This window comes from Pseudomonas sp. GW821-FHT04C07 (assembly GCF_059420325.1).
Genome location: NZ_JBWKTM010000001.1, coordinates 176,301 through 199,442, shown reverse-complemented (window position 1 = coordinate 199,442; position 23,142 = coordinate 176,301). Strand labels below are relative to the sequence as shown.

Here is a 23,142-nt window from a genome sequence, read left to right as displayed (position 1 = left end):
ACGCTCAGCGTGGGAACGATCAAATAGTGCCGTTAGAAATCGCCCCACAACTGCTGTGCAACCGCCAACGCCACCACCGGCGCCGTCTCGGTCCGCAACACTCTCGGGCCAAGACGGGCGGAATGGAAACCCGCGTCTTGAGCCTGATCGACTTCAGGGTCGGACAGCCCACCCTCCGGACCGATCAGGAAGGCCAGCGTCTGCGGTTTGGCATGGCTGACCAGCGGCTCGGCCACCGGGTGCAGCACCAGCTTCAACTCGGCTTCGGTCTGTTTCAACCAATCGGCCAGCAGCAGCGGCGGATGAATCACCGGTACGCGCGAACGCCCGCATTGCTCGCAAGCGCTGATGGCGACCTGGCGCCAGTGCATCAGGCGCTTGTCGGCACGTTCGTCCTTGAGGCGAACTTCGCAGCGGTCGCTGAAGATCGGAGTGATTTCAGTGACACCCAGCTCAGTGGCTTTCTGAATGGCCCAATCCATCCGCTCACCGCGGGACAGACCCTGGCCCAGATGAATCTGCAGCGGCGATTCGATCTGCCCGGCGAAATGTTCATCCAGCTGGACCAGCACGCGCTTCTTGCCGACTTCCAGCAGCTTGCCGCGAAACTCAAATCCTGAGCCGTCGAATACTTGCAGCGCATCGCCTTCGGCCATGCGCAGCACGCGGCTGATGTAGTGCGCCTGGGCCTCTGGCAGTTCGTGTTCGCCCAGGTTCAGAGGGGCGTCGATAAAGAAGCGGGACAGTCTCATCATGGATCTCTGTAATTTGATCGTTCCCACGCTCCGCGTGGGAATGCCGCCATGGACGCTCCGCGTCCGCCTTGGATGTGACGCAGAGCGTCACGGGATCATTCCTTTGCTGCGCGTGGGAATGATCAGTGGGTATCAGCCCGGATCACGAAAATCCGGATGAAAATTCGCTGGCACCGCCACGCTGATATCGCTGCGAGTAGCGATATCAATCCCTTCACTGGCCACTTCGGCAAGGAAGTCGATCTGCTGCGGGGTGATCACATACGGCGGCAGGAAATACACCACGTTGCCCAGCGGCCGCAGCAACGCACCGCGCTCCAGCGCATGCTGGAACACCTTCAGCCCGCGACGTTCCTGCCATGGATAGGCTGTCTTGCCAGCCTTGTCCTGAACCATCTCGATGGCCAGCACCATGCCGGTCTGACGCACTTCCGAAACGTGCGGATGATCGACCAGATGCGCGGTCGAGCTGGCCATGCGCTGGGCGAGGGCCTTGTTGTTCTCGATCACGTTGTCTTGTTCGAAGATATCCAGGGTAGCCAGCGCCGCTGCACACGCCAGCGGATTGCCGGTGTAGCTGTGGGAGTGCAGGAAGGCGCGCAGGGTTGGATAGTCGTCATAGAAAGCGCTATAGACCTCGTCGGTGGTCACACACGCAGCCAGTGGCAGATAGCCGCCGGTCAGCGCTTTGGACAGGCAGAGGAAATCCGGACGGATGCCGGCCTGCTCGCAGGCGAACATCGTTCCGGTGCGGCCAAAGCCGACAGCGATTTCGTCATGGATCAGGTGCACGCCGTAGCGGTCGCAGGCTTCGCGCAGCAGCTTGAGGTACACCGGGTGATACATGCGCATACCGCCAGCGCCCTGGATCAGTGGCTCGACGATCACCGCAGCGACGCTGTCATGGTTTTCGGCCAGGGTCTGTTCCATGGCGGCGAACATGCTGCGCGAGTGCTCTTCCCAGCCCATGCCCTCCGGGCGCAGGTAACAGTCCGGGCTCGGCACCTTGATCGTGTCGAGCAGCAGCGCCTTGTAGGTCTCGGTGAACAATGGCACATCACCGACCGACATCGCGGCGATGGTTTCGCCGTGGTAACTGTTGGTCAGGGTGACGAAGCGCTTCTTGTTCGGCTGGCCGCGGTTGAGCCAGTAATGAAAGCTCATTTTCAGTGCAACTTCGATACAGGATGAGCCGTTATCGGCGTAGAAGCACCGGGTCAGGCCTTCAGGCGTCATCTGTACCAGGCGTTCGGACAGCTCGATCACGGGTTGATGGCTGAAACCGGCCAGGATTACGTGCTCAAGCTGATCGACCTGATCTTTGATACGCTGATTGATCCGCGGGTTGGCGTGGCCGAACACATTGACCCACCAGGAGCTGACCGCATCGAGGTAGCGTTTGCCTTCGAAGTCTTCCAGCCAGACACCTTCACCACGCTTGATTGGAATCAGCGGCAGTTGTTGGTGATCTTTCATCTGGGTGCAGGGATGCCACAAAACTGCGAGATCACGTTGCATCCACTGATTATTCAGGCCCATTTTCACTCTCCTCGAGGCGGCTCGCGACGTGCGCAGGCAAACAATCGCGCAAGCCTATGCAATGCAAGTCCCTTGGACAACCTATTGTGTTGTTTGAGCTATCTTGAGTGGGGGCGATAGAGGCGATGCCTGACGTATTCTTTGCGGTTCTTTGAGTCGTCGGACTCATTAATCCGGCACCTCCCTTGGGGGCACTGAATTGCGCCCCCTATTTGCCGTTAATCTTTCCTTAACCAACTCAACTCAGACTCTTGATCGTATTTCTCGATATTTCAAAGCAAATTTTTGCGCTTTAATTCGATAGATAAGTGGTTAGTCTTGGTCGCAGTTCTTACAGGATTCAGGTAATGCAGCTACGTAACTCTTCCACTCGCTACGGCTGGGTCAGCATTTCTCTGCACTGGGGCGTAGCGCTCGCGGTTTTCGGTCTATTTGCCTTGGGCTTGTGGATGGTTGGTCTCGACTACTACAGCACCTGGCGAAAAGAAGCACCGGACCTTCATAAAAGCATTGGCCTGACGCTGTTCGCGATCATGTTGCTGCGGGTGTTGTGGCGCTTTATCAGCCCACCGCCACCCGTGCCGGCCAGTCACGGGCGTTTGACTCGCCTTGGCGCCAAGCTCGGTCACGCCTTTCTTTATCTGAGCCTGTTCGCGGTGATGATCGCCGGTTACCTGATTTCCACCGCCGACGGCGTCGGGATTCCGGTGTTTGGTCTGTTCGATGTTCCTGCGCTGATTTCCGGTCTTCCCGACCAGGCTGATGTGGCGGGTGCTGTGCATTTGTATCTGGCCTGGATACTGGTGATCTTCTCCGGTGTGCATGCCCTGGCCGCTTTGAAACACCACTTTATAGACCGTGATGCGACCCTGACTCGAATGCTGGGGCGCAAAGCCTGACGTTCAATCTCAACTCAAAAGGAATAGAAAGCATGTTGAAAAAGACTCTCGCCGCTCTGGCAATCAGTACTGCATTGTTGTCTGCCGGTGGGGCGATGGCCGCGGACTACAAGATCGACAAGGAAGGCAATCACGCCTTCGTCAACTTCAAGATCAGCCACCTGGGCTTCAGCTACATCTACGGTAGCTTCAAGGACTGGGATGGGAGCTTCAGTTTTGATGAAAAAAATCCTGAAGCCAGCAAAATCAACGTCGTGCTGAAAACCGCCAGCGTCGATACCAACCACGCCGAACGTGACAAGCATATCCGCACACCGGATTTCCTCGATGCAGCGAAATTCCCGGAAGCGAAATTCGTCTCGACTTCGGTTAAATCGACCGGCGCCGACACTGCTGATGTGACTGGTGACCTGACCCTGCACGGCGTGACCAAACCAGTGGTCATTGCTGCTCGCTTCTTGGGTGAAGGCAAGGATCCATGGGGTGGCTACCGCGCAGGCTTTGAAGGCACTACCACCATCAAGCTGAAAGACTTCGAGATTCAGAAAGACCTGGGTCCAAAGACCCAGGAGCTGGCACTGATCATCTCGTTCGAAGGTGTTCAAGCGAAGTAATGCTGAGACCGTAGGAGCGTAGCTTGCTCGCGATAACTATATCGGGAGCAGCAGAGATACCGAGCTGCCCCCATCGCGGGCAAGCCTCGCTCCTACAAAGACGCAAACTTGCTCGCGATAACTATATCGGGAGCAGCAGAGATACCGAGCTGCCCCCATCGCGGGCAAGCCTCGCTCCTGCAAAGACACAAACAAAAACGCCCCCGATCGTGAGATCGGGGGCGTTTTTGTTAGCGGGAGAAATCAGCGATTGCGGGTCAGCAATGCTGGTTTCTCGCCACGTGGACGGCTTGGCAGTTGATCGAGTTGCTCAGGTGTCGGGAAGCGATCGCTTTTCGACTCCTTGTGCATGATCTTCGGCTGGTTTGCGCGCGGGTTTTGAACGGCTGGTTCCTGGCGCGACTGCTGATCGTCACGTGCCGGGCGACGGTTACGCGGCTCTTCGCGACGGGCCTGACCGTCACGTGGAGCACCGCTACGCGGGCCGTTGCGCTTGGCTGGCGGGGTACCAGTGCTGGCGCCGCTGCCATTGCGCGGAGCGCTTGGGCGACCTTGGCCACCGCTGCGAGACGGTGCGCCGGCACCTGAGCCTGCGCCTTGCGCTGGAGCGCCTGGACGGCGGCCACGGCCCTGAGGAGCTTTCTGTTGCGGGACGTAATCGACGCGGTTACCGAAGTTATCGACATCGTCGTCCAGGAACTCGTCCGGTGCACGATCAGCGGCTGCGCGTGGAGCTGGCTGACGCTGTTCACGGGCCGGAGTGCCTTCGCGTGGCTTATGTTCGCGAGCAGGGCGTTCGGAACGGGTCTCTTTGCCACCCTTGTCCTTGCCTTTGTCTTTGCGGCCACCGCCGCCACCGCTGCCATTCGGGCCGTCACCACGTGGACCGCGCGGAGTATTGCGCGGGTTACGCACATCCGGACGTTCACGGACTTCAGGTTTCTCGGCTTCTACGGCGCTGGAGTCAAAACCCATCAGGTCGCCATCGGCGATTTTCTGCTTGGTCATGCGCTCGATGCTTTTCAGCAGTTTTTCTTCATCCGGAGCCACCAGCGAGATCGCCTCGCCCGAACGACCGGCGCGGCCAGTACGGCCAATCCGGTGTACGTAGTCTTCGTCGACGTTCGGCAGCTCGAAGTTGACCACGTGTGGCAACTGGTCGATATCCAGGCCGCGAGCGGCGATATCGGTGGCCACCAGGATGCGCACTTCGCCGGCCTTGAAATCAGCCAGGGCTTTGGTGCGGGCGTTCTGGCTCTTGTTACCGTGGATGGCAACGGCGCTAAGGCCGTGTTTGTCCAGGTACTCGGCCAGGCGGTTGGCGCCGTGCTTGGTACGGGTGAAGACCAGAACCTGTTCCCAGGCACCGGCAGTAATCAGGTGCGCCAGCAGCGAGCGCTTGTGGCTGGCGGCCAGGCGGAACACCCGTTGCTCGATGCGCTCGACCGTGGTGTTCGGTGGCGTGACTTCGATGCGCTCGGGGTTGTGCAGCAGTTTGCCAGCGAGATCGGTGATGTCTTTGGAGAAGGTCGCCGAGAACAGCAGGTTCTGGCGTTTGACCGGCAGGCGGGCAAGGACCTTTTTCACGTCATGGACGAAGCCCATGTCGAGCATCCGGTCGGCCTCGTCCAGCACGAGGATTTCCACGTGGGACAGGTCGACGCTGCCTTGGCCGGCGAGGTCGAGCAAGCGGCCCGGGCAGGCCACCAGCACGTCAACGCCACGGGACATGGCCTGGACTTGTGGGTTCATGCCGACGCCGCCGAAGATGCAGGCGCTGACGAACTTCAGGTCGCGGGCATAGACCTTGAAGCTTTCATGCACTTGAGCGGCGAGTTCGCGAGTCGGGGTCAGGACCAGTACGCGCGGTTGGCGCGGGCCGTGACGCTGGGATTTGTCCGGGTGACCGTTGGGGAACAACCGCTCCAGAATCGGAAGGGCGAAGCCGCCGGTTTTACCAGTACCTGTCTGTGCCGCGACCATCAAATCGCGACCTTGCAACACGGCGGGAATAGCCCGCTGTTGCACCGGAGTAGGCTCGGTATAGCCCGCTGCCTCGATGGCGCGGACTAAAGCCTCGGAGAGACCGAGGGAAGCAAAGGACATGAGTAATCCTGTTTTAGTTAGGGCTTGGCCCAAAGGGATAGTCTTGCCTGGCGTGAATCGCGTTTAAGAGGACGCAATCCCGTCCGGTCCTGCTTCGGTCTTGAAAGCTTATCTGAAAGCGCTCGCGCGGGCCTGGGGCTGCGCTGTAGCGGTGTCGAGATGCCTTGTACAAGGTCGAGCGTCCGGGCGTGAGCCTGGCGGGAAGGCCGGAGTATAACAGAGCAATCAGTGTGCGCTGCTTTCCTGCTGCTCAACGGTTTTTCCTGCGCTGTCTGGAGGTGTCGCTTGCTGGGTCGTTATGGCCTTGTGACCGGCGTACCGGGCGCTAAGCGCGGCGTAGGCCGGTTCACGCTTGAAGCGCTTGAGCTCTGCACCGAAGCGCTGTACCAGCAAATCCATGCCTGCATTGCGCCGCAGCGCCAGAAACTGGCTATTACTGCTGATCATCGTGGGGTTTTCACTGATCTGGTCGCGTAAATGCAATTCATCGAGCAAGTACTGGCCAACCCGGCGATCAGTGATCAGCAAGTCGATGCGGCCGCGCACCAGTTTGCCGAAGTTGGCTTCATGGCTGGGCGCTGGTTCGCGCTTGAACAGAGTCGACTCGCTGAAATCCTGGCTGTACAAGTAGCCTGGCGACGTCCCGACAGTCAGGCCGCGCAGGTCGTCCAGGGTGCGAATAGGGTGAGGTCGGTCATTGGCGTAGAACAGTACGAACTCCACTTGCGACAGCGGCTCGCCGGGATAAAGCAGTGTGTTGTCACGTTCGTCGCTGTGAAAAATATCCAGTGCGCCGTCGGCCTGACCTTGTTCCAGCATGGCCAGGCAACGCTTCCAGGGCAGGAACTGCCACTCCACATCGATTCCCAGGCGCTGGAAGACGATGGCCGTGGTTTCGTAGTCCAGGCCACGAAACTCGCCGTTTTCCTCGTACACATAGGGCGCCCAGGGCTCGGTGACAATGCGCAGCTTCTCGCCTCGAGCGGTAAAGCTCAGGCAAGTAAAAAGAAAGAGGGTCAGTAGCTGGGCAATGACGGGCATTGCTGGAGATTACGACGAGACTTCAGCAATAGCCAGAACCGGTGTTGGAAGCTCTAGCTCAAGGGTGTCGAAGGGCCTGAAAATCAAAAGACCGCTGCCAGAGGCTGCGATCTCTTGATCTTGCTTGCGGCTGTTTTAACGTGGCAGTTTCAGGTTATTCCAGACAGCCAGGCTAGGTTCAGCCTGATTCAGGGTATAGAAGTGCAACCCTGGTGCGCCGCCTTGCAGCAAGCGTTCGCACATCTGGGTGATGACCTGCTCACCGAAAGCTTGAATGCTCTGGGTGTCGTCACCGTAGGCTTCCAGCTGCTTGCGGATCCAGCGTGGGATTTCCGCACCGCAGGCGTCGGAGAACCGTGCCAGCTTGCTGTAGTTGGTGATCGGCATGATGCCCGGCACGATCGGGATGTTCACGCCCATCTGACGCACGCGCTCGACGAAGTAGAAGTAGCTGTCGGCGTTGAAGAAGTACTGGGTGATCGCACTGTTGGCGCCAGCGTTGGCTTTGCGCACGAAATTGGTTAGATCATCTTCGAAATTGCGCGCTTGCGGGTGCATTTCCGGGTAAGCGGCGACTTCGATGTGGAAGTGGTTGCCGGTTTCTTCACGAATGAAGCTCACCAGATCATTGGCGTAGCGCAGTTCGCCACTGGCCACGCCCATACCCGAGGGCAGGTCACCGCGCAGGGCGACAATGCGGGTGATGCCCGCATTCTTGTACTGGCTCAGCAGGTTGCGCAGGTCATTCTTGCTATCGCCGACGCAGGACAAGTGCGGTGCGGCAGAGACTTTGACTTCGCTTTCGAGCTGCAGCACGGTGTTGAGCGTGCGATCACGGGTGGAACCACCAGCACCATAGGTGCAGGAGAAAAAATCGGGGTTGTAACTGGCCAGCTGACGGGCAGTGGCGAGGAGCTTTTCATGCCCAGCATCGGTCTTGGTCGGGAAGAACTCGAAGCTGTAGCGACGGTCTTGGGACATGGGAATACCCTTGGAAACTCTGTAGGAGCGGCCGGTCGACGCTCGATTGCTCGCGATAGCGCTTTAGCTGCCTCTACATGCATAAGGAGCGGCCGCTTACTGTAGGAGCCGAGCTTGCTCGCGATAGCATCACCGTGGTGTTACTGAAACACCGCGGTGCCTGCACGCGAGCAAGCTCGGCTCCTACAGTAAGCGCTGCTCCTGCATAAGCCCGCTCCCACAGGGGAGCGGACAGCAGTGCCGATCAGTAGCGGTAAGCGTGCGGCTTGAACGGGCCTTCGACGGTAACGCCGATGTACTCAGCCTGTTGCTTGGTCAGTTGAGTGACCACGCCACCGAAACCGCGGACCATTTCCAGGGCCACTTCTTCGTCGAGTTTCTTCGGCAGTACTTCAACGGTCAGGCGCTCGGCTTTCTGGGCTGGCGACAGGTCGGCGTACTTTTGACCGAACAGGAAGATCTGCGCCAAAACCTGGTTGGCGAACGAACCGTCCATGATGCGGCTTGGGTGGCCAGTGGCGTTACCCAGGTTAACCAGACGGCCTTCGGCCAGCAGGATCAGGTAGTCGTCGTTCTGTGCGTCGAAATCGCCAGGGCCGGTACGGTGAACCTTGTGAACCTGTGGCTTCACTTCCTCCCATGCCCAGTTCTTGCGCATGAAAGCGGTGTCGATTTCGTTGTCGAAGTGACCGATGTTGCAGACAACGGCACGCTTCTTCAGGGCTTTGAGCATGTTCGAGTCGCAAACATTGACGTTACCGGTGGTGGTCACGATCAGGTCGATCTTGCCCAGCAGCGCTTTGTCGATGCTTGCTTCGGTACCGGTGTTGATACCGTCGATGAACGGCGAAACCAGTTCGAAACCGTCCATGCAGGCTTGCATGGCGCAGATCGGGTCGACTTCGGAAACTTTGACGATCATGCCTTCCTGACGCAGGGACTGCGCAGAGCCCTTGCCCACGTCACCGTAGCCGATGACCAGCGCTTGCTTGCCGGACAGCAGGTGGTCGGTGCCGCGCTTGATCGCGTCGTTCAGGCTGTGACGGCAGCCGTACTTGTTGTCGTTCTTGCTCTTGGTCACCGAGTCGTTGACGTTGATGGCCGGGATTTTCAGCTCGCCCTTGGCCAGCATGTCCAGCAGGCGGTGAACGCCGGTGGTGGTTTCTTCGGTGACGCCGTGAACGCGCTCCAGAACGGCAGGGTACTTCTTGTGCAGCAGCTCGGTCAGGTCGCCGCCGTCGTCGAGGATCATGTTGGCGTCCCATGGCTGGCCATCTTTCAGGATGGTCTGCTCCAGGCACCACTCGTACTCTTCTTCAGTCTCGCCTTTCCAGGCGAAAACCGGGATGCCGGCAGCAGCGATAGCGGCAGCGGCCTGGTCTTGAGTCGAGAAAATGTTGCAGGATGACCAGCGTACTTCGGCACCCAGGGCAACCAGGGTTTCGATCAGCACGGCAGTCTGAATGGTCATGTGGATGCAGCCGAGGATTTTTGCGCCTTTGAGCGGCTGCTCACCAACGTACTTGCGACGCAGACCCATCAGGGCCGGCATTTCCGATTCGGCGATGATGGTTTCGCGACGGCCCCAGGCGGCCAGGGACATGTCGGCGACTTTGTAGTCGTTAAAATCTGCAGGCGTAATTACAGCGCTCATCAAGAGCCTCCATTCGTAGTGTGCGAATGGGCGCCGTTGTGCGTTTAGTGTCTGTGCAGAAAGCCCTTGAAAGGAGAGCTCTGTACAAACAACGCCCCATCCGAGCCTGACAGGTCAATACCTGCTGCAGCGCCCCTCGGACAGGTGGCGGGAAAACGGTATCAAGTGAAGATGACCGTTTTGAAACGGAGGCGATTATAGCCGTGTCGGCGATTGATCCCAAGGCTTTCTGTCGGCCGATGTTCCAACGGTAATCGAGTCCATAGTCATTGCTTGATAGAGGTCGGTGCTGCGGTCTGCCATGATGGCCAGCATCAATCGGCAAGACGGTCAGGAGTGAGCATGAATTTCCACACCCGCAAATGGGTAAAACCCGAAGACCTCAACCCCAACGGTACGCTGTTCGGCGGCAGCCTGTTGCGCTGGATCGACGAAGAAGCGGCGATCTACGCCATCGTCCAGCTGGGCAACCAGCGCGTGGTCACCAAGTACATTTCGGAAATCAACTTTGTCAGCGCCTCGCGTCAGGGCGACATTATCGAGCTGGGCATCACCGCCACCGAGTTCGGTCGCACCTCGATCACCCTGACCTGCGAAGTGCGCAACAAGATCACCCGCAAAAGTATCCTCACGGTCGAGAAAATGGTTTTCGTCAACCTCGGCGAAGACGGCCTGCCGGCGCCCCATGGCCAGACCGAGATCAAGTATGTGAAGGATCAGTTCAAGGAAGACGCGCCTGTCGAGTAACGTGAGGCTTCTGTAGGAGCGGCCGGTCGACGCTCGATTGCTCGCGATAGCGCGATTCGTCGCGCCAGAGATACCGTGTCGTATTCATCGCGGGCAAGCCTCGCTCCTACGCGGAAACATTGACCGCAGCCGCGCTGTGACGTTGCAGGTAGATGAAAAAAAGCGCTGTGAGCACCGTCAGGCCGCTGACCAGTGCACCGGTCCAGGGCAGGTCGGCGAGGTCGGTGCCGCTGGCGACCACCAGTCCGCCGATCCAGGCGCCGGCGGCATTGCCGAGGTTGAAGGCACTTTGGTTCAGGGTCGAACCAAGATTTGGCGCTTCATGGGCCTGGTCGATGATCAGCAGTTGCAGGATCGGGCACAAGGCGAAAGCGAACACGCCCCACAGCAACAAAGTGATGGCGGCCGGGATCACCGAGTGGCTGGTCTGACTGAACGCCGCCAGGACCAACACCACGGCCAACGCCATGCCCACCAATGACGGCAGCAAGCGGCTGTCTGCCAGGCGACCGCCGAGTATGCTGCCGGCGGTCAGGCCGACGCCGAACAACAGCAACATGATGGTGATGCCGTGGGGGCTTACACCGGTGATGTCCTGCAGGATCGGCGCAATGTAGGTGAAGACGCTGAACAGGCTGGTGGACGCCAGCACGCTCATGCCCAGTGCCAGCAGCACATTGGCCTTGCCCAGCACTTTGAGCTCGCTGGCCAGATTGGCTTTGTCCATGGCGATTTCCTTTGGCAGCCAGACCCATTGGGCAATGGCCGCAATCACGCCGATCACCGAGACTGCCCAGAAGGTCGAGCGCCAACCGGCATATTGTCCCAGGGCTGTCCCCAATGGCACGCCGAGCACATTAGCCAGAGTCAGGCCGGTGAACATCATGGCAATCGCCTGAGCCCGTTTGTTCGGTGCCACCAATCCGGCGGCGACCACCGAGCCGATGCCAAAGAACGCGCCGTGGCAAAGGGCGGTGATCACCCGGGCAGCCATCAAGGTCGTGTAGTTCGGCGCCAGGGCGCAGAGGATGTTGCCGAGGATGAACATCAAGGTCATTCCCAGCAGCGTGGCTTTGCGCGGCATGTTGGCGGTGCCGATTGCCAGGATCGGTGCACCGAACACCACGCCCAGGGCGTAGCCGCTGATCAGCAGGCCAGCGTCGGGAATGCTGACGCCAAGGTCTCTGGCGACATCGGGCAGCAAACCCATGATGACGAATTCAGTAGTGCCGATGCCGAAAGCGGCAACAGCCAGTGCAAGCAAGGCGAGTGGCATGCGCAGGGTCTCTGTCTGTAGTCTTGACGCTCTGATCAGGCATACGCATGCAGGCTACCTTCTCCATTGGATTGGGCAGCTGCAAAAAATTATTGGAATAGGTATGTGCGCAACTGAGTGCGGCGTGGTCGGCCTCAGTATAAACAGCTGCCAACATATGGCGAATCAATTCTCTTGATCCAGACAAGGAGGGTGTCGTGCTTGCGACGGCTCTGGTGTTAGTGGCGGCACTGTTGCACGCGGCCTGGAATACCCTGATCAAGTTCAGTGGTGAGCGGTTGTTGGTGGTGGCCTGTATGGACAGCGTAGCGATGCTCTTGGTGGCGCCAATGCTACCTTTCCTGTCGCTTCCACCAGTCGAAATCTGGCCGTGGATCCTGGCTTCCGCGGCGTTCGAGTTGCTCTATCGCTACCTGCTGATTCAGGCCTACCGGGTCGGTGATCTGGGACTTGTCTACCCGTTGATGCGTGGGTTGTCGCCACTGGTGGTGCTGGCCTTGACGCTGATTTTCGCTGGCGAAGTGCTGACGACCCAGCAAACCCTCGGGATTTTACTGATCCCCTTCGGCATGCTCTGTCTGCTATGGCAGGGTGGAGGCGGCGAACGTTTGCCGTGGTCGATGCTGCCGGTGGTCGCGTTGATCGGTCTGTGTATCGGTTGCTACACCTTCATCGACGGCCAGGCCTTGCGGCGCTGGTCCCGCCCGTTGGATTACCTGGTGTGGGTGACGTTGCTCAGTGCCTGGCCGTTTCCTTTGCTGGCGCTGGTGCGTAAGCGTGCGGCCTACATGTCGTTCTGGCGCGAGCAATGGCGATTGGGGTTGAGCGTCGGGTTCTGCGTGTTGTTCAGCTACGCTTTGGTGCTATGGGCCATGCAGTTGGGCTCGATTGCCGAAGCAGCGGCCCTGCGCGAGATCAGTGTGATTCTGGTGGTGCTGTTTGGCATGCGCTACTTGAAAGAACCTTTCGGCCGACCGCGGCTCCTGGCCTGTGGGCTGGTGCTGGTCGGCATGCTCGTGATGAAGTTTTAAACCGCACTTCAAAAGAACGCCAAGAAGGAAACTGCAATGACTGTCGCATTCTGGTGTGTGTTGATCGCTATTTTTCTCCCTTACCTGTGCACCTATATTGCCAAGTTCAGTGGCGGCAAATTTGGGCTGCGGGAGAACCATGATCCGCGGGCCTTTCTCGACAACCTGGAAGGGCTCGCCAGGCGCGCGCACTCCGCGCAATTGAACAGCTTCGAAGTGATCCCGGCGTTTGCCGCAGGGGTGATCATTGCGCATATCGCCGACAACGCTGAGCTGGTGACCATCGATGTGTTGGCGGTGTTGTTCATCACCAGCCGCTTGCTCTACATCATTTGCTATCTGGCGGATTGGGCGATATTGCGTTCGCTGGTGTGGTTTGTGGGTATGGCGCTCATTACCGGTTTCTTTATTGTTTCGGTGTAGAAGGACGACGCAGTTTCGTAGCCGCTGGCGTAGCCTGCGTCCGGCCGCGAAGCGGTCGTAGACCGGCGGCCGCAATCTGCCTGATAAATCGCGGTACGGCATTCTGCGACCGCTTCGCGGCCGGACGCAGCCTCTGGCAGCTGCTACGGGGTAGTTGGCGCGTCGGGCACCTTTGGCAACACCGCGCCTTTAGGCCACAGCATCCAGATCTGTCCCTGCTGTTTCATATCCCCGGCCAATTGCCCTGCCGCATCACCTGTTCCCCAGAACAGATCTGCACGGACTTCGCCGGTAATGGCGCCACCCGTGTCCTGAGCCGCAACCGGACGAACCAGTCCGGAGCCGTCAGGTCGTGTGGTTGATAACCACAACAGGCTGCCCAGCGGAATCACCTTGCGGTCCACTGCGACGCTGTAGCCAGCGGTCAACGGTACGTTGAGCGAGCCGCGCGGGCCCTCATTGCTGTCCGGGTTGCGATTGAAAAACACGTAGCTGGGGTTGCTGCCGAGCAGTTCTGGAATCCGCGTTGGATGCGTCTTGGCCCAGGCGCTGATGGCGCCCATGGTCACGTCTTCTTTTTTCAGCTCGCCCTGGTCGACCAGCCAGCGACCGATTGGCCGATACGGGTGACCATTCTGATCGGCATAACCGATGCGCAGCTGACGGCCGTCTTCCAGTTGAATGCGGCCCGAGCCCTGGATCTGCAGAAATTGTAGATTCATCGGATCGGTCAGCCAGGCAATCACCGGCGCCTTGACGCCCTTGGCATCGATGGCGGCAGCATCGTCATAGGGTTTGAGCACCCGACCTTCGAGCCGGCCACGCAGGCGCTTGCCTTTGAGTTCGGGGTAAATGCTGTCGAGCGCTACGATGATCATGTCGTCGGGCACGCCATAGACGGGTACCGTCGCTTGCGCCGTCTGGCTCAGGCTGCCTGGATACACCGGTTCGTAATAGCCGGTGATCAGGCCGTTGCCACTGCCATTGGCAGAGCGCAGGCCGTAAACGTCCAGATGTTCCTTGAGGAAACCACGAATATCGCCAGGCGTCTGCGGCACATTGGCTGCCGTCGTGCAGGTGGCGGCCCAGATCGGGTCAGCCTTGAGTCGGGTGCAGGCACTGCGCCAGGAGCCGAAGCCGGCGAGCAAATCATTATCGGAAACGGCAGGCAGTGCATCCCAGGTCGCACTGGTGTAGGTGGCGACAGCATGTGTTTTCGGCTTTGTGTTGTCGCCACCAGTGCAACCGGCAAGCAGGGCGACTATCGGTAGAGTCCAGGTCAGGCTTCGACGCCATGCCTTGAAATTGCTATTCATTCGGTATTTCCTTTGCCGGTTGCCCAAGCGCTTGAAGCGTTCAAACAACCCGTATTGTTAATAGGGCTATTGGTCTTTGCGGATGACGCGAGGATACTGGCCGCCGTTTCCCGTGACCTGAAGCCACCATGACTCTTAAAAGACTTTCTGTTGTATTGCTGGCCTGCTTGACGCTGTCCGCCTGCGGCGGTGTCGATCCGAACTCGCCGCTGGGTCAGCGCAAGGCAATCTTCAAGCAAATGCTCAAGGCTGGTGAAGACCTGGGCGGTATGTTGCGCGGGCGCATTCCCTTCGACGGGGGGCGCTTTGCCGAGGGAGCGGTGAAACTGGACAGTTTGTCCCGCGAACCGTGGAAGCATTTTCCGCAGGTCAAGGAAGAGGATCACACCAGCGCCAAGGACAATGTCTGGCAGCAGCAGGCACGCTTTCAGGAGTTGGCCCGCACGCTGGAAGCCGCCACCGGCGAACTGGTGATCGTCAGCAAGGTTCAGCCCTACAAGGCCAGTAACCTGGGCCCGGCGGTGCAGAAAGTCGAAGATGCCTGTAGTGCGTGTCATAAGCAGTTTCGTGATCATTGATCTTTCAGCTCAATAGATAACCCTGTGGCGAGGGAACAAGCTCGCTCGCCACAAAAGCCCCTTGCCACAACTAGCACCGGCCTTGTCCAGCCTTACTTATCCAACTCGCTCAGTGCGTCCTGCAGTTCTTTGCGGGACTTGGCGAGTTTGTCTTTGAGTTTGTTGATCTTCTCGGAGTCGCCTTTTTTCATGGCTTTCTCAAGGTCGGTCTGACGGCGGCTGACTTCGTGCTTGGCATCGAGCACCTTGTTCTCCCGCTCTTTCTTTAAAGACGAGTCGGTGCAATGGGCAGTAACTTCGCTCAGGGCTTTTTCAAGACCCGCCTGCTGATCACTGTTGCCGTTGGTTTTAGCCTGGTCGATCTGGGTGCTGATGGCCTGGCCTTTAGCCGCACAGCCGGTGAGCTCGAGGGTTTCTTCTGTGGCCAGCAGGGGGGTGGCCAGCAGACTGCAAACCGTGAGCAGGGCGAGCGGTGACAAAAAATTCATAAAGGCTCCGTGAAAAAAATCGCTTTCAGGTCTGCATACAGATGCGCTGTTGGAGCTCATCTACATTCATCGGGTTCAAAACTGCCGGGAGGCCACTAAAAGCCATCAATCCCGGCAGCGCGTAATTCTTCACTCAAGGCCAGTACCTGCGGGTCGCGGAAAAACGCGCTCAATTGCGCGGCCCGTCCCGGGCCGATCCCGGCTTCGGTTTGCCATTGTTCGGTGCTTCTTGCTGCCAGCGCCTGCCATGGGCCTGTGAGGCGGGCATCAGCTGTCGGCGGCAGGCCCAAGGCTTTCAGCCAGCGTGCAAAAGGGCGTTGCCTGGCGTCGCGCAAACTACTGAGCAGGCGGGCGCTGCTGCGTTCGCCGAAGCCGTCAATGTTAGCAAGCTCTTGCGGGTCGAGGGTCAACCAATCGAGCAGACTGTTGATGCGCCCGGCGCTGATCAGTTTTTCCCAGGTGCCGGGGCCAATATGTTGCAACGCCAGCCCCTGCTTGCCACTGAGCCAGATCAGGCGTGCCAGGAACTGGCTCTCACATCCCGGTACAGGCTGCCAGCAACTCAGGTGATGAAAGTCCTCCGCTCGCGGTGCGACTACCGCGGGGCGCTCCGTGCTGCGCAAAACGACGCTGTCGAGGCGGGGAATGGTCAAGCCTGCCAGGCTGATCGCGACTTGATCGCCGGGACGGATGTCCAGCGCCTGCCAGCGTTGCAGTGAGCTGACACTCACGCGTTTGATCTGCCGGTCATCCAGTGTCACCGGCTTGAGTTCCAGTACCGGGGTGATTCGCCCGGTACGGCCGATCTTGAAATTGACTTTGCGCACTTCTGCCAAAGCCTGGGCAAACGGGTACTTCCAGGCGGCACTCCAATAAGGTGTTTTGGCTTGCCAGCGTTGTGCGGGTGGGCGCTGACTCTGGCGCAGCACCACGCCGTCGCTGGCAAACGGCAGGGGCGTGCGATACCAGTGTTCGCGCCATTGTTCGGCGTCAGCAAAACGTGTAACCGGATGGCTGTATTGCACGCTTTGGGTAAAGCCCAGTGCCTTCAAACCGGTCAGCCGTTCGGGCAGGGTGGCCGGGCCTTGCGGCCAATCCCAGACGAACAACCCGATACCATCAGCCTGGGCAGTACTGAGTTCTTTGCGTGCCATCAATCCGGCAACGGTGCTGCGGGCGTTGAGGCTGCCGGCCTTGGCTTGCACATGGTCGGTGAGGCGCCAATAGAGTTCGCCTTGAAGCTGCAGATCGACAGCTTGCGGCAGGTGCGCGGGGATGGCGTCGAGCTTGCGGGCCGAGGCTGTCCAGTCTTGCCCCTGGACACCGTCACCGCGACTGATCGCCTGCGTTAACCGGCCTTGGCGATACACCAGCGTTACTGCCACGCCATCGACTTTTGGTTGAATCCATACGTCGTTGCGGCTATTGAGCCAGGCTTCGACGGCGCGGCTGTCGGCGAGTTTCTCCAGGCCGGTATGGGGGATGGGATGGGCAATGGGCCCAATAGCGGTGCGCAAGGGACGATTCAATGGCTCGTTGGCCAGGGGGAAACACGCACGCCATTGTGTAAGTCGGGCGCGGGACTGGTCGTAAAGCTCGTCGGTGACCAGAGAGCGACCTTGTCGATGGTAGTTGTCGTCCCAGCGATCGATGTGGTGTTGCAATGCGCCGATCTCCTTCTCGGCTCGTGCCGGTGGCCAGTCGGGGCAAGTGTTCGCGTTGGCGTTCAGGTAACAGAGGACCAGCCATAAACCGGTGAACAGACGCATCGTGAGCATCCTTGCTCGGGTGGGATGCTTAAGGCTAGGTCAGCTGCGGTGATGGAGAGCGCTGGTGAGCGAGTCGGTGTCTTTCCGGGTGTGTCGGTCTGGGCACAAAAAAGCCCCGCAGGGCGAACCGTGCGGGGCTTTAGGTGTAGCGGAAGAACGATTACAAGCCGGCAGCAGCGCGCAGGGATTCGGCGCGGTCGGTGCGTTCCCAGGTGAACGTGGTGAAGGTGTCGTTGCCGACGGTCTTCACTTCCGGCGTACGACCGAAGTGGCCGTAGGCTGCGGTTTCCTGGTACATCGGGTGCAGCAGGTCGAGCATGGTGGTGATTGCGTATGGACGCAGATCGAAGCATTCACGGACCAGGTTGATGATTTTTTCATCGCTGATCTTGCCGGTGCCGAAGGTGTTCAACGAGATCGAAGTCGGCTGAGCAACGCCGATGGCGTAGGAAACCTGAATCTCGCAACGCTCGGCCAGGCCTGCAGCGACGATGTTCTTGGCCACGTAACGACCGGCGTAGGCCGCAGAGCGGTCAACCTTCGATGGATCTTTACCGGAGAATGCGCCACCACCGTGACGAGCCATGCCGCCGTAAGTGTCGACGATGATCTTGCGGCCGGTCAGGCCGCAGTCGCCAACCGGGCCGCCGATGATGAAGTTGCCGGTCGGGTTGATGTGGAACTGGGTGTCTTTGTGCAGCAGCTCGGCTGGCAGCACGTGCTTGACGATCAGCTCCATCACGCCTTCGCGCAGGTCTTTGTAAGATACTTCCGGGTTGTGCTGGGTCGACAGAACGACGGCGTCGATGCCCACGACCTTGCCGTTTTCATAGCGGCAGGTGACTTGGGATTTGGCGTCCGGGCGCAACCACGGCAGCAGGCCGGATTTACGGGCTTCAGCCTGGCGCTGCACCAACTGGTGAGAGAAGGTGATCGGTGCTGGCATCAGCACGTCGGTTTCGTTGCTGGCATAGCCGAACATCAGGCCCTGGTCGCCGGCGCCCTGGTCTTCCGGCTTGCTGCGGTCAACGCCCTGGGCGATGTCTACCGACTGCTTGCCGATGATGTTCATCACGGCACAGGTCGCACCGTCGAAGCCGACGTCGGAGCTGTCGTAACCGATGTCGATAATGACTTTACGGACGATGTCTTCGAGGTCAACCCAGGCCGAAGTGGTGACTTCGCCAGCGATGATTGCTACGCCGGTTTTCACCAGAGTCTCGCACGCCACACGGGCGAACTTGTCTTCAGCAATGATGGCGTCCAGCACCGCATCAGAAATCTGGTCGGCGATTTTGTCCGGATGCCCTTCAGACACGGACTCGGAGGTGAAAAGGGAATATTCGCTCATCTCGATGGTTTCCTGAATTTACCGATGGTGAGTGTCGCCAGCCGGTCGCTGAAAGTGGCGTACCTGGATCTGGAAACCATTACGTAAGCCTACATAGAGGCTTTCCCCGGGAACGAGTCCCGCAGCGGTGGCCCAACGGGCCAAATCGTCCTGTTCAAAACCCAACCAAAGATCACCGCAGGCCTCCCTGGCCCAACTTTGATTGTGGCTACACAACTCTGTCACTAACAGGCTACCGCCTGGTTGCAGCAAGTTGGCCATGTGCTTGAGTGCCTCGGCCGGTGCCGCGAAATGGTGCAGCACCATGTTCAGCACCACGCAATCGGCCTGAAGGCTTACGCCATTCAATGCATCGGCCAATTGCAGGCTGACGTTAGTCAGGGATTCACGCTCACAGACCTGACGTGCCAGTTCGAGCATCGCCGGGCTGTTGTCCAGCGCCGTGATCTGACTGAAACGTTGCGCCAGCTCTGGCAGAAAACCGCCGTCGCCGGGCCCGACTTCAATGGCCGTGGCGCCACTGTCGAAACTCAGCTTGTCGAGCAGCGCCAGTACGCTTTCGCGGTATTGCGCCAACCCGGCGATCAAGTCTTGCTGGGCACGAAATTTTTCCGCAACCCGTGAGAAAAAGTCCTGGCTGGCCGCGGCCCGCTGCCCATGGACCTGACCGATCCGCGACCGCACATCGGCAGGCAGGGTCAGGTTGTCCACTTCATCGAGCAGAGCTGCGTGCAGCTTGCCGCCCAGCAGCTCGGTGTGGGGCAGGGCACGACGGTAGAAAATCGCGTTGCCTTCGCGGCGGCTCGCCACCAGGTCAGCCTGGGCCAGCACCTTCAAATGGTGGCTCATGCCGGATTGGCCGATGGCGAAGATCTGTGCCAGCTCCAGCACGCCGAACGAATCGTTGGCCAGCGCACGCAATACATTCAGCCGTAACGGATCGCCGCCGGCTTTGCACAGGGCAGCCAGCTCATCGGATTCGTCATGGCGAATGGAAGGTACGCGCAGGTTCATAGGGCTGGCAGTCTAGTGAGGGTGCGAAATCCTCGCAAGAGCAATATCAAAAAGTTTTGATATTGCTCGATAAATGGCACTTCAAGGGCTTGGGTTCACGCTACAAATGAACAGCGGAATGGTTTCACCAAGAGATTGGGCCTTTATCCACAGGAAAAAGTCGCTTGAGTGACTATCTGTCATTGCCCCAAGGCTGTCCGCTGGGGGAAAATGCTCGCCTTTTTTCCGTTTCGTTTTATTTAGCCCCCAGGAGATCAGCGATGCCCAGCCGTCGTGAGCGTGCCAACGCCATTCGTGCCCTCAGCATGGATGCCGTGCAAAAAGCCAACAGCGGCCATCCCGGTGCCCCTATGGGTATGGCGGATATCGCCGAAGTACTTTGGCGTGACTACCTCAAGCACAACCCGAGCAATCCATCGTTCGCCGACCGTGACCGGTTCATCCTGTCCAACGGCCACGGCTCGATGTTGATCTACTCGCTGCTGCACCTGACCGGCTATGACCTGTCGATCGATGACCTGAAAAACTTCCGCCAGCTGCACAGCCGCACCCCGGGTCACCCGGAATACGGCTATACCCCGGGCGTTGAAACCACCACCGGCCCGCTGGGCCAGGGTCTGGCCAACGCTGTCGGTTTCGCCTTGGCGGAAAAAGTCCTGGCGGCGCAGTTCAACCGTCCAGGCCACAACGTTGTCGACCACCACACCTACGTGTTCCTGGGTGATGGCTGCATGATGGAAGGCATTTCCCATGAAGTCTGCTCCCTGGCCGGTACTCTGGGCCTGGGCAAACTGATCGCCTTCTACGATGACAACGGCATCTCCATCGACGGCGAAGTTGAAGGCTGGTTCACTGACGACACCCCTAAGCGTTTCGAAGCCTATAACTGGCAAGTGATCCGCAATGTCGATGGCCACGACCCGGACGAAATCAAGACTGCGATCGAAACCGCACGCAAAAGCGAGCAACCGACGCTGATCTGCTGCAAGACCACCATCGGCTTCGGCTCGCCGAACAAGCAAGGCAAGGAAGACTGCCACGGCGCACCACTGGGGGCCGATGAAATCGCTCTGACCCGCGCTGCCCTGAAGTGGAACTACGAGCCGTTCGAAATCCCGGCCGACATCTACGCCGAGTGGGACGCCAAAGAAGCCGGTCGTGCTGCCGAAGCCGAGTGGGACCAGCGTTTTGCTGCTTACTCTGCAGACTTCCCGGAGTTGGCCAACGAACTGATCCGTCGTCTGAGTGGCGAGCTGCCAGAGGACTTCTCCGAGAAAGCTGCGGCCTACATCGCTGAAGTGGCGGCCAAAGGCGAAACCATCGCCAGCCGTAAAGCCAGCCAGAATGCCTTGAATGCTTATGGCCCAATGCTGCCGGAACTGCTGGGTGGCTCCGCTGACCTGGCCGGTTCCAACCTGACCCTGTGGAAAGGCTGCAAAGGCGTCAGCGCTGAAGACGCCAGCGGCAACTACATGTATTACGGCGTTCGCGAGTTCGGCATGAGCGCGATCATGAACGGCGTGACGCTGCACGGCGGTCTGGTGCCTTACGGCGCGACCTTCCTGATGTTCATGGAATACGCCCGCAACGCAGTGCGCATGTCGGCGCTGATGAAGCAACGCGTAATCTACGTCTACACCCACGACTCCATCGGTCTGGGCGAAGACGGCCCGACTCACCAACCGATCGAGCAACTGTCCAGCCTGCGCTGCACGCCGAACCTCGACACCTGGCGTCCGGCCGATGCCGTAGAATCGGCCGTGGCCTGGAAATGTGCGCTGGAGCGCGACGACGGTCCGTCGGCATTGATCTTCTCGCGTCAGAACCTGCAGCACCAAACCCGTAATGCCGTGCAGATTGAGTACATCAACCGTGGTGGCTACGTGCTCAAGGACTGCGCAGGCGAGCCTGAGCTGATCCTGATCGCAACCGGTTCCGAAGTTGGTCTGGCGGTTCAAGCCTTCGACAAACTGACAGAACTTGGCCGTAAGGTGCGCGTGGTTTCCATGCCATGCACCAGCGTCTTCGATGCTCAGGATGCCGGCTACAAGCAAGCGGTTCTGCCGTTGCAGGTCAGCGCCCGTATCGCCATCGAAGCTGCTCACACGGATTACTGGTACAAGTATGTGGGCCTGGAAGGTCGCGTCATCGGTATGACCACCTACGGCGAGTCGGCGCCTGCGCCAGCCTTGTTCGAAGAGTTTGGCTTCACCCTGGAAAACATCCTGGGTCAGGCTGAAGAGCTACTGGAAGACTAAAAAACGCGGACGCGGTAGCCACTGGCTGCCGCGATCCCCTGTAGCAGCTGCCGAAGGCTGCGTCCGGTCGCGAAGCGGTCGTAAACCTGACAGCGCGTATCTTCAATTGGAGCGCGGTGCCTGTTTTTACGACCGCTACGCGGCCGGATGCAGGCTGCGCCAGCTGCTACAGGTCCGTGTTGTTTACAGAATTCGTCTGCTGCGCATTATCGAGAACCCCATGCCTCAACCGCGTCCCTACAAAGTTGCACTCAACGGCTACGGCCGGATTGGTCGTTGCGTCTTGCGTGCTTTGTTCGAGCGAGGGGCGAGCGCCGGGTTTGAAATTGTTGCGATCAATGATCTGGCTGATATGGCCAGCATCGAATACCTGACACGCTTCGACTCCACCCATGGGCGTTTTCCCGGAGAGGTGAGGGTCGACGGTGACTGTCTGCATATTAATGGCGACTGCGTGAAGGTCCTGCGCAGTGCCACCCCCGAAGGCATCGATTGGGTGTCGCTTGGCGTCGATCTGGTGCTGGAGTGCTCCGGCGCTTATCACACCCGCGCAGACGGCCAGCGTTTCCTCGACGCCGGCGCGCCGCGCGTGCTGTTTTCCCAGCCGATGGCCAGTGAAGCGGATGTCGACGCCACCATCGTCTACGGCGTCAATCAGGATTGCCTGACCGGCGATGAATTGCTGGTCTCCAACGCGTCCTGCACCACCAACTGCGGCGTGCCGCTGTTGCGTCTGCTGGATCAGGCCTTTGGTCTGGACTACGTGTCGATCACCACGATTCACTCGGCAATGAACGACCAGCCGGTGATCGACGCCTATCACCACGAGGACCTGCGCCGCACCCGTTCGGCGTTCCAGTCGGTGATCCCGGTGTCCACCGGTCTGGCGCGAGGTATCGAACGCCTGCTGCCGGAACTTGCCGGGCGAATTCAGGCCAAAGCCGTACGCGTGCCGACGGTCAACGTGTCTTGCCTCGACATCACGATGCAAACCGTGACTGACACTGACGCCACCGAGGTCAACCGGATCCTGCGCGAGGCGGCTACCAGCGGCCCGCTCAAAGGTCTTTTGGCTTACACCGAATTGCCTCACGCCAGTTGTGATTTCAACCATGACCCACATTCGGCGATCGTCGATGCCAGTCAGACCCGCGTTTCCGGCCCAAGGCTGGTGAACGTGCTGGCCTGGTTCGACAACGAATGGGGTTTTGCCAACCGAATGCTGGATGTTGCAGAACACTATCTGCACACCGCTACTCCAAAACCTGACTCTCCACTCTCTGCTTCTCAACAGCAGTAACC

The 23,142-nt window shown here is 59.3% G+C and carries 20 protein-coding genes and 1 riboswitch; of the genes, 8 read left to right on the top strand and 12 right to left on the bottom strand.

From position 1 onward, the window contains the following. Window positions 1-32 precede the first annotated feature (32 nt). Together AC07UI_RS00865 and AC07UI_RS00860 are read right to left on the bottom strand one after the other, a co-directional pair. Entirely contained in the window at window positions 33-752 is a 720-nt protein-coding gene (locus AC07UI_RS00865; RefSeq protein WP_494991172.1) for a 16S rRNA (uracil(1498)-N(3))-methyltransferase, read from the bottom strand. Window positions 753-887: 135 nt separating this feature from the next. Further along, complete coding sequence (locus AC07UI_RS00860; RefSeq protein ID WP_494990677.1) at window positions 888-2,294, bottom strand: adenosylmethionine--8-amino-7-oxononanoate transaminase; 1,407 nt, start codon at window positions 2,292-2,294, stop codon at window positions 888-890. A gap of 347 nt (window positions 2,295-2,641) precedes the next feature. On the opposite strand from AC07UI_RS00860, the gene AC07UI_RS00855 reads away from it, so the two are divergent. After that, window positions 2,642-3,193, top strand: a complete 552-nt coding sequence (locus AC07UI_RS00855; RefSeq protein ID WP_494990676.1) for a cytochrome b — start codon at window positions 2,642-2,644, stop codon at window positions 3,191-3,193. A gap of 32 nt (window positions 3,194-3,225) precedes the next feature. Next, a complete protein-coding gene (locus tag AC07UI_RS00850; protein WP_494990675.1) occupies window positions 3,226-3,807 on the top strand; it encodes a YceI family protein in 582 nt (193 codons plus the stop codon). 243 nt (window positions 3,808-4,050) lie between these two features. Here AC07UI_RS00850 and rhlE2 read toward each other — a convergent pair whose 3' ends face one another. The 4 genes from rhlE2 to ahcY all read right to left on the bottom strand — a co-directional run bounded on the left by rhlE2 (window position 4,051) and on the right by ahcY (window position 9,589). Further along, window positions 4,051-5,913, bottom strand: a complete 1,863-nt coding sequence (gene rhlE2, locus AC07UI_RS00845; protein WP_494990674.1) for an RNA helicase RhlE2 — start codon at window positions 5,911-5,913, stop codon at window positions 4,051-4,053. 225 nt (window positions 5,914-6,138) lie between these two features. Further along, entirely contained in the window at window positions 6,139-6,954 is an 816-nt protein-coding gene (locus AC07UI_RS00840) for a substrate-binding periplasmic protein (RefSeq protein ID WP_494990673.1), read from the bottom strand. 135 nt (window positions 6,955-7,089) lie between these two features. Beyond that, on the bottom strand, window positions 7,090-7,935 hold the full coding sequence (gene metF, locus AC07UI_RS00835; RefSeq protein WP_494990672.1) for a methylenetetrahydrofolate reductase [NAD(P)H]: 846 nt from the start codon (window positions 7,933-7,935) through the stop codon (window positions 7,090-7,092). A 244-nt stretch (window positions 7,936-8,179) separates the two neighbouring features. Next, on the bottom strand, window positions 8,180-9,589 hold the full coding sequence (gene ahcY, locus AC07UI_RS00830) for an adenosylhomocysteinase (protein WP_494990671.1): 1,410 nt from the start codon (window positions 9,587-9,589) through the stop codon (window positions 8,180-8,182). 21 nt (window positions 9,590-9,610) lie between these two features. Continuing rightward, a riboswitch (S-adenosyl-L-homocysteine riboswitch) is annotated at window positions 9,611-9,733 on the bottom strand. A 198-nt stretch (window positions 9,734-9,931) separates the two neighbouring features. On the opposite strand from ahcY, the gene AC07UI_RS00825 reads away from it, so the two are divergent. Next, window positions 9,932-10,336, top strand: coding sequence for an acyl-CoA thioesterase (locus tag AC07UI_RS00825; RefSeq protein WP_489069042.1), 405 nt, complete (start codon window positions 9,932-9,934; stop codon window positions 10,334-10,336). Between the two features lie 106 nt (window positions 10,337-10,442). On the opposite strand, the gene AC07UI_RS00820 is transcribed toward AC07UI_RS00825, so the two are convergent. Beyond that, window positions 10,443-11,612, bottom strand: coding sequence for an MFS transporter (locus tag AC07UI_RS00820; protein WP_494990670.1), 1,170 nt, complete (start codon window positions 11,610-11,612; stop codon window positions 10,443-10,445). A gap of 197 nt (window positions 11,613-11,809) precedes the next feature. On the opposite strand from AC07UI_RS00820, the gene AC07UI_RS00815 reads away from it, so the two are divergent. Both AC07UI_RS00815 and AC07UI_RS00810 read left to right on the top strand, forming a co-directional pair. Beyond that, window positions 11,810-12,643, top strand: coding sequence for an EamA family transporter (locus AC07UI_RS00815; RefSeq protein ID WP_494990669.1), 834 nt, complete (start codon window positions 11,810-11,812; stop codon window positions 12,641-12,643). A 36-nt stretch (window positions 12,644-12,679) separates the two neighbouring features. Continuing rightward, window positions 12,680-13,066, top strand: coding sequence for an MAPEG family protein (locus AC07UI_RS00810; RefSeq protein ID WP_494990668.1), 387 nt, complete (start codon window positions 12,680-12,682; stop codon window positions 13,064-13,066). A 143-nt stretch (window positions 13,067-13,209) separates the two neighbouring features. Here the strand turns inward: AC07UI_RS00810 and mltA are convergent, their stop codons facing one another. Further along, window positions 13,210-14,382 (bottom strand): murein transglycosylase A, encoded by a 1,173-nt coding sequence (gene mltA, locus AC07UI_RS00805; RefSeq protein ID WP_494990667.1) that lies wholly within the window; start codon window positions 14,380-14,382, stop codon window positions 13,210-13,212. Window positions 14,383-14,510: 128 nt separating this feature from the next. On the opposite strand from mltA, the gene AC07UI_RS00800 reads away from it, so the two are divergent. Beyond that, a complete protein-coding gene (locus AC07UI_RS00800; protein WP_494990666.1) occupies window positions 14,511-14,960 on the top strand; it encodes a c-type cytochrome in 450 nt (149 codons plus the stop codon). Between the two features lie 92 nt (window positions 14,961-15,052). Here AC07UI_RS00800 and AC07UI_RS00795 read toward each other — a convergent pair whose 3' ends face one another. From AC07UI_RS00795 to AC07UI_RS00780, 4 genes are all read right to left on the bottom strand, one after another. Beyond that, window positions 15,053-15,448 carry a DUF1090 domain-containing protein gene (locus AC07UI_RS00795; protein WP_494990665.1) on the bottom strand — a complete coding sequence of 132 codons (396 nt, stop codon included), beginning with the start codon at window positions 15,446-15,448 and terminating at the stop codon, window positions 15,053-15,055. Window positions 15,449-15,543: 95 nt separating this feature from the next. Next, window positions 15,544-17,226 (bottom strand): NAD-dependent DNA ligase LigB, encoded by a 1,683-nt coding sequence (gene ligB, locus AC07UI_RS00790; protein ID WP_494990664.1) that lies wholly within the window; start codon window positions 17,224-17,226, stop codon window positions 15,544-15,546. A gap of 151 nt (window positions 17,227-17,377) precedes the next feature. Then, window positions 17,378-18,568 carry a methionine adenosyltransferase gene (gene metK, locus AC07UI_RS00785; RefSeq protein WP_494990663.1) on the bottom strand — a complete coding sequence of 397 codons (1,191 nt, stop codon included), beginning with the start codon at window positions 18,566-18,568 and terminating at the stop codon, window positions 17,378-17,380. A gap of 18 nt (window positions 18,569-18,586) precedes the next feature. Beyond that, a complete protein-coding gene (locus AC07UI_RS00780; RefSeq protein ID WP_494990662.1) occupies window positions 18,587-19,582 on the bottom strand; it encodes an ArsR/SmtB family transcription factor in 996 nt (331 codons plus the stop codon). Between the two features lie 260 nt (window positions 19,583-19,842). Here AC07UI_RS00780 and tkt point away from each other — a divergent pair, with 260 nt between their 5' ends. Together tkt and epd are read left to right on the top strand one after the other, a co-directional pair. Further along, a complete protein-coding gene (gene tkt / locus AC07UI_RS00775) occupies window positions 19,843-21,840 on the top strand; it encodes a transketolase (RefSeq protein WP_494990661.1) in 1,998 nt (665 codons plus the stop codon). Between the two features lie 220 nt (window positions 21,841-22,060). Continuing rightward, complete coding sequence (gene epd, locus AC07UI_RS00770; protein ID WP_494990660.1) at window positions 22,061-23,140, top strand: erythrose-4-phosphate dehydrogenase; 1,080 nt, start codon at window positions 22,061-22,063, stop codon at window positions 23,138-23,140. The last annotated feature ends 2 nt before the right edge of the window (window positions 23,141-23,142 follow it).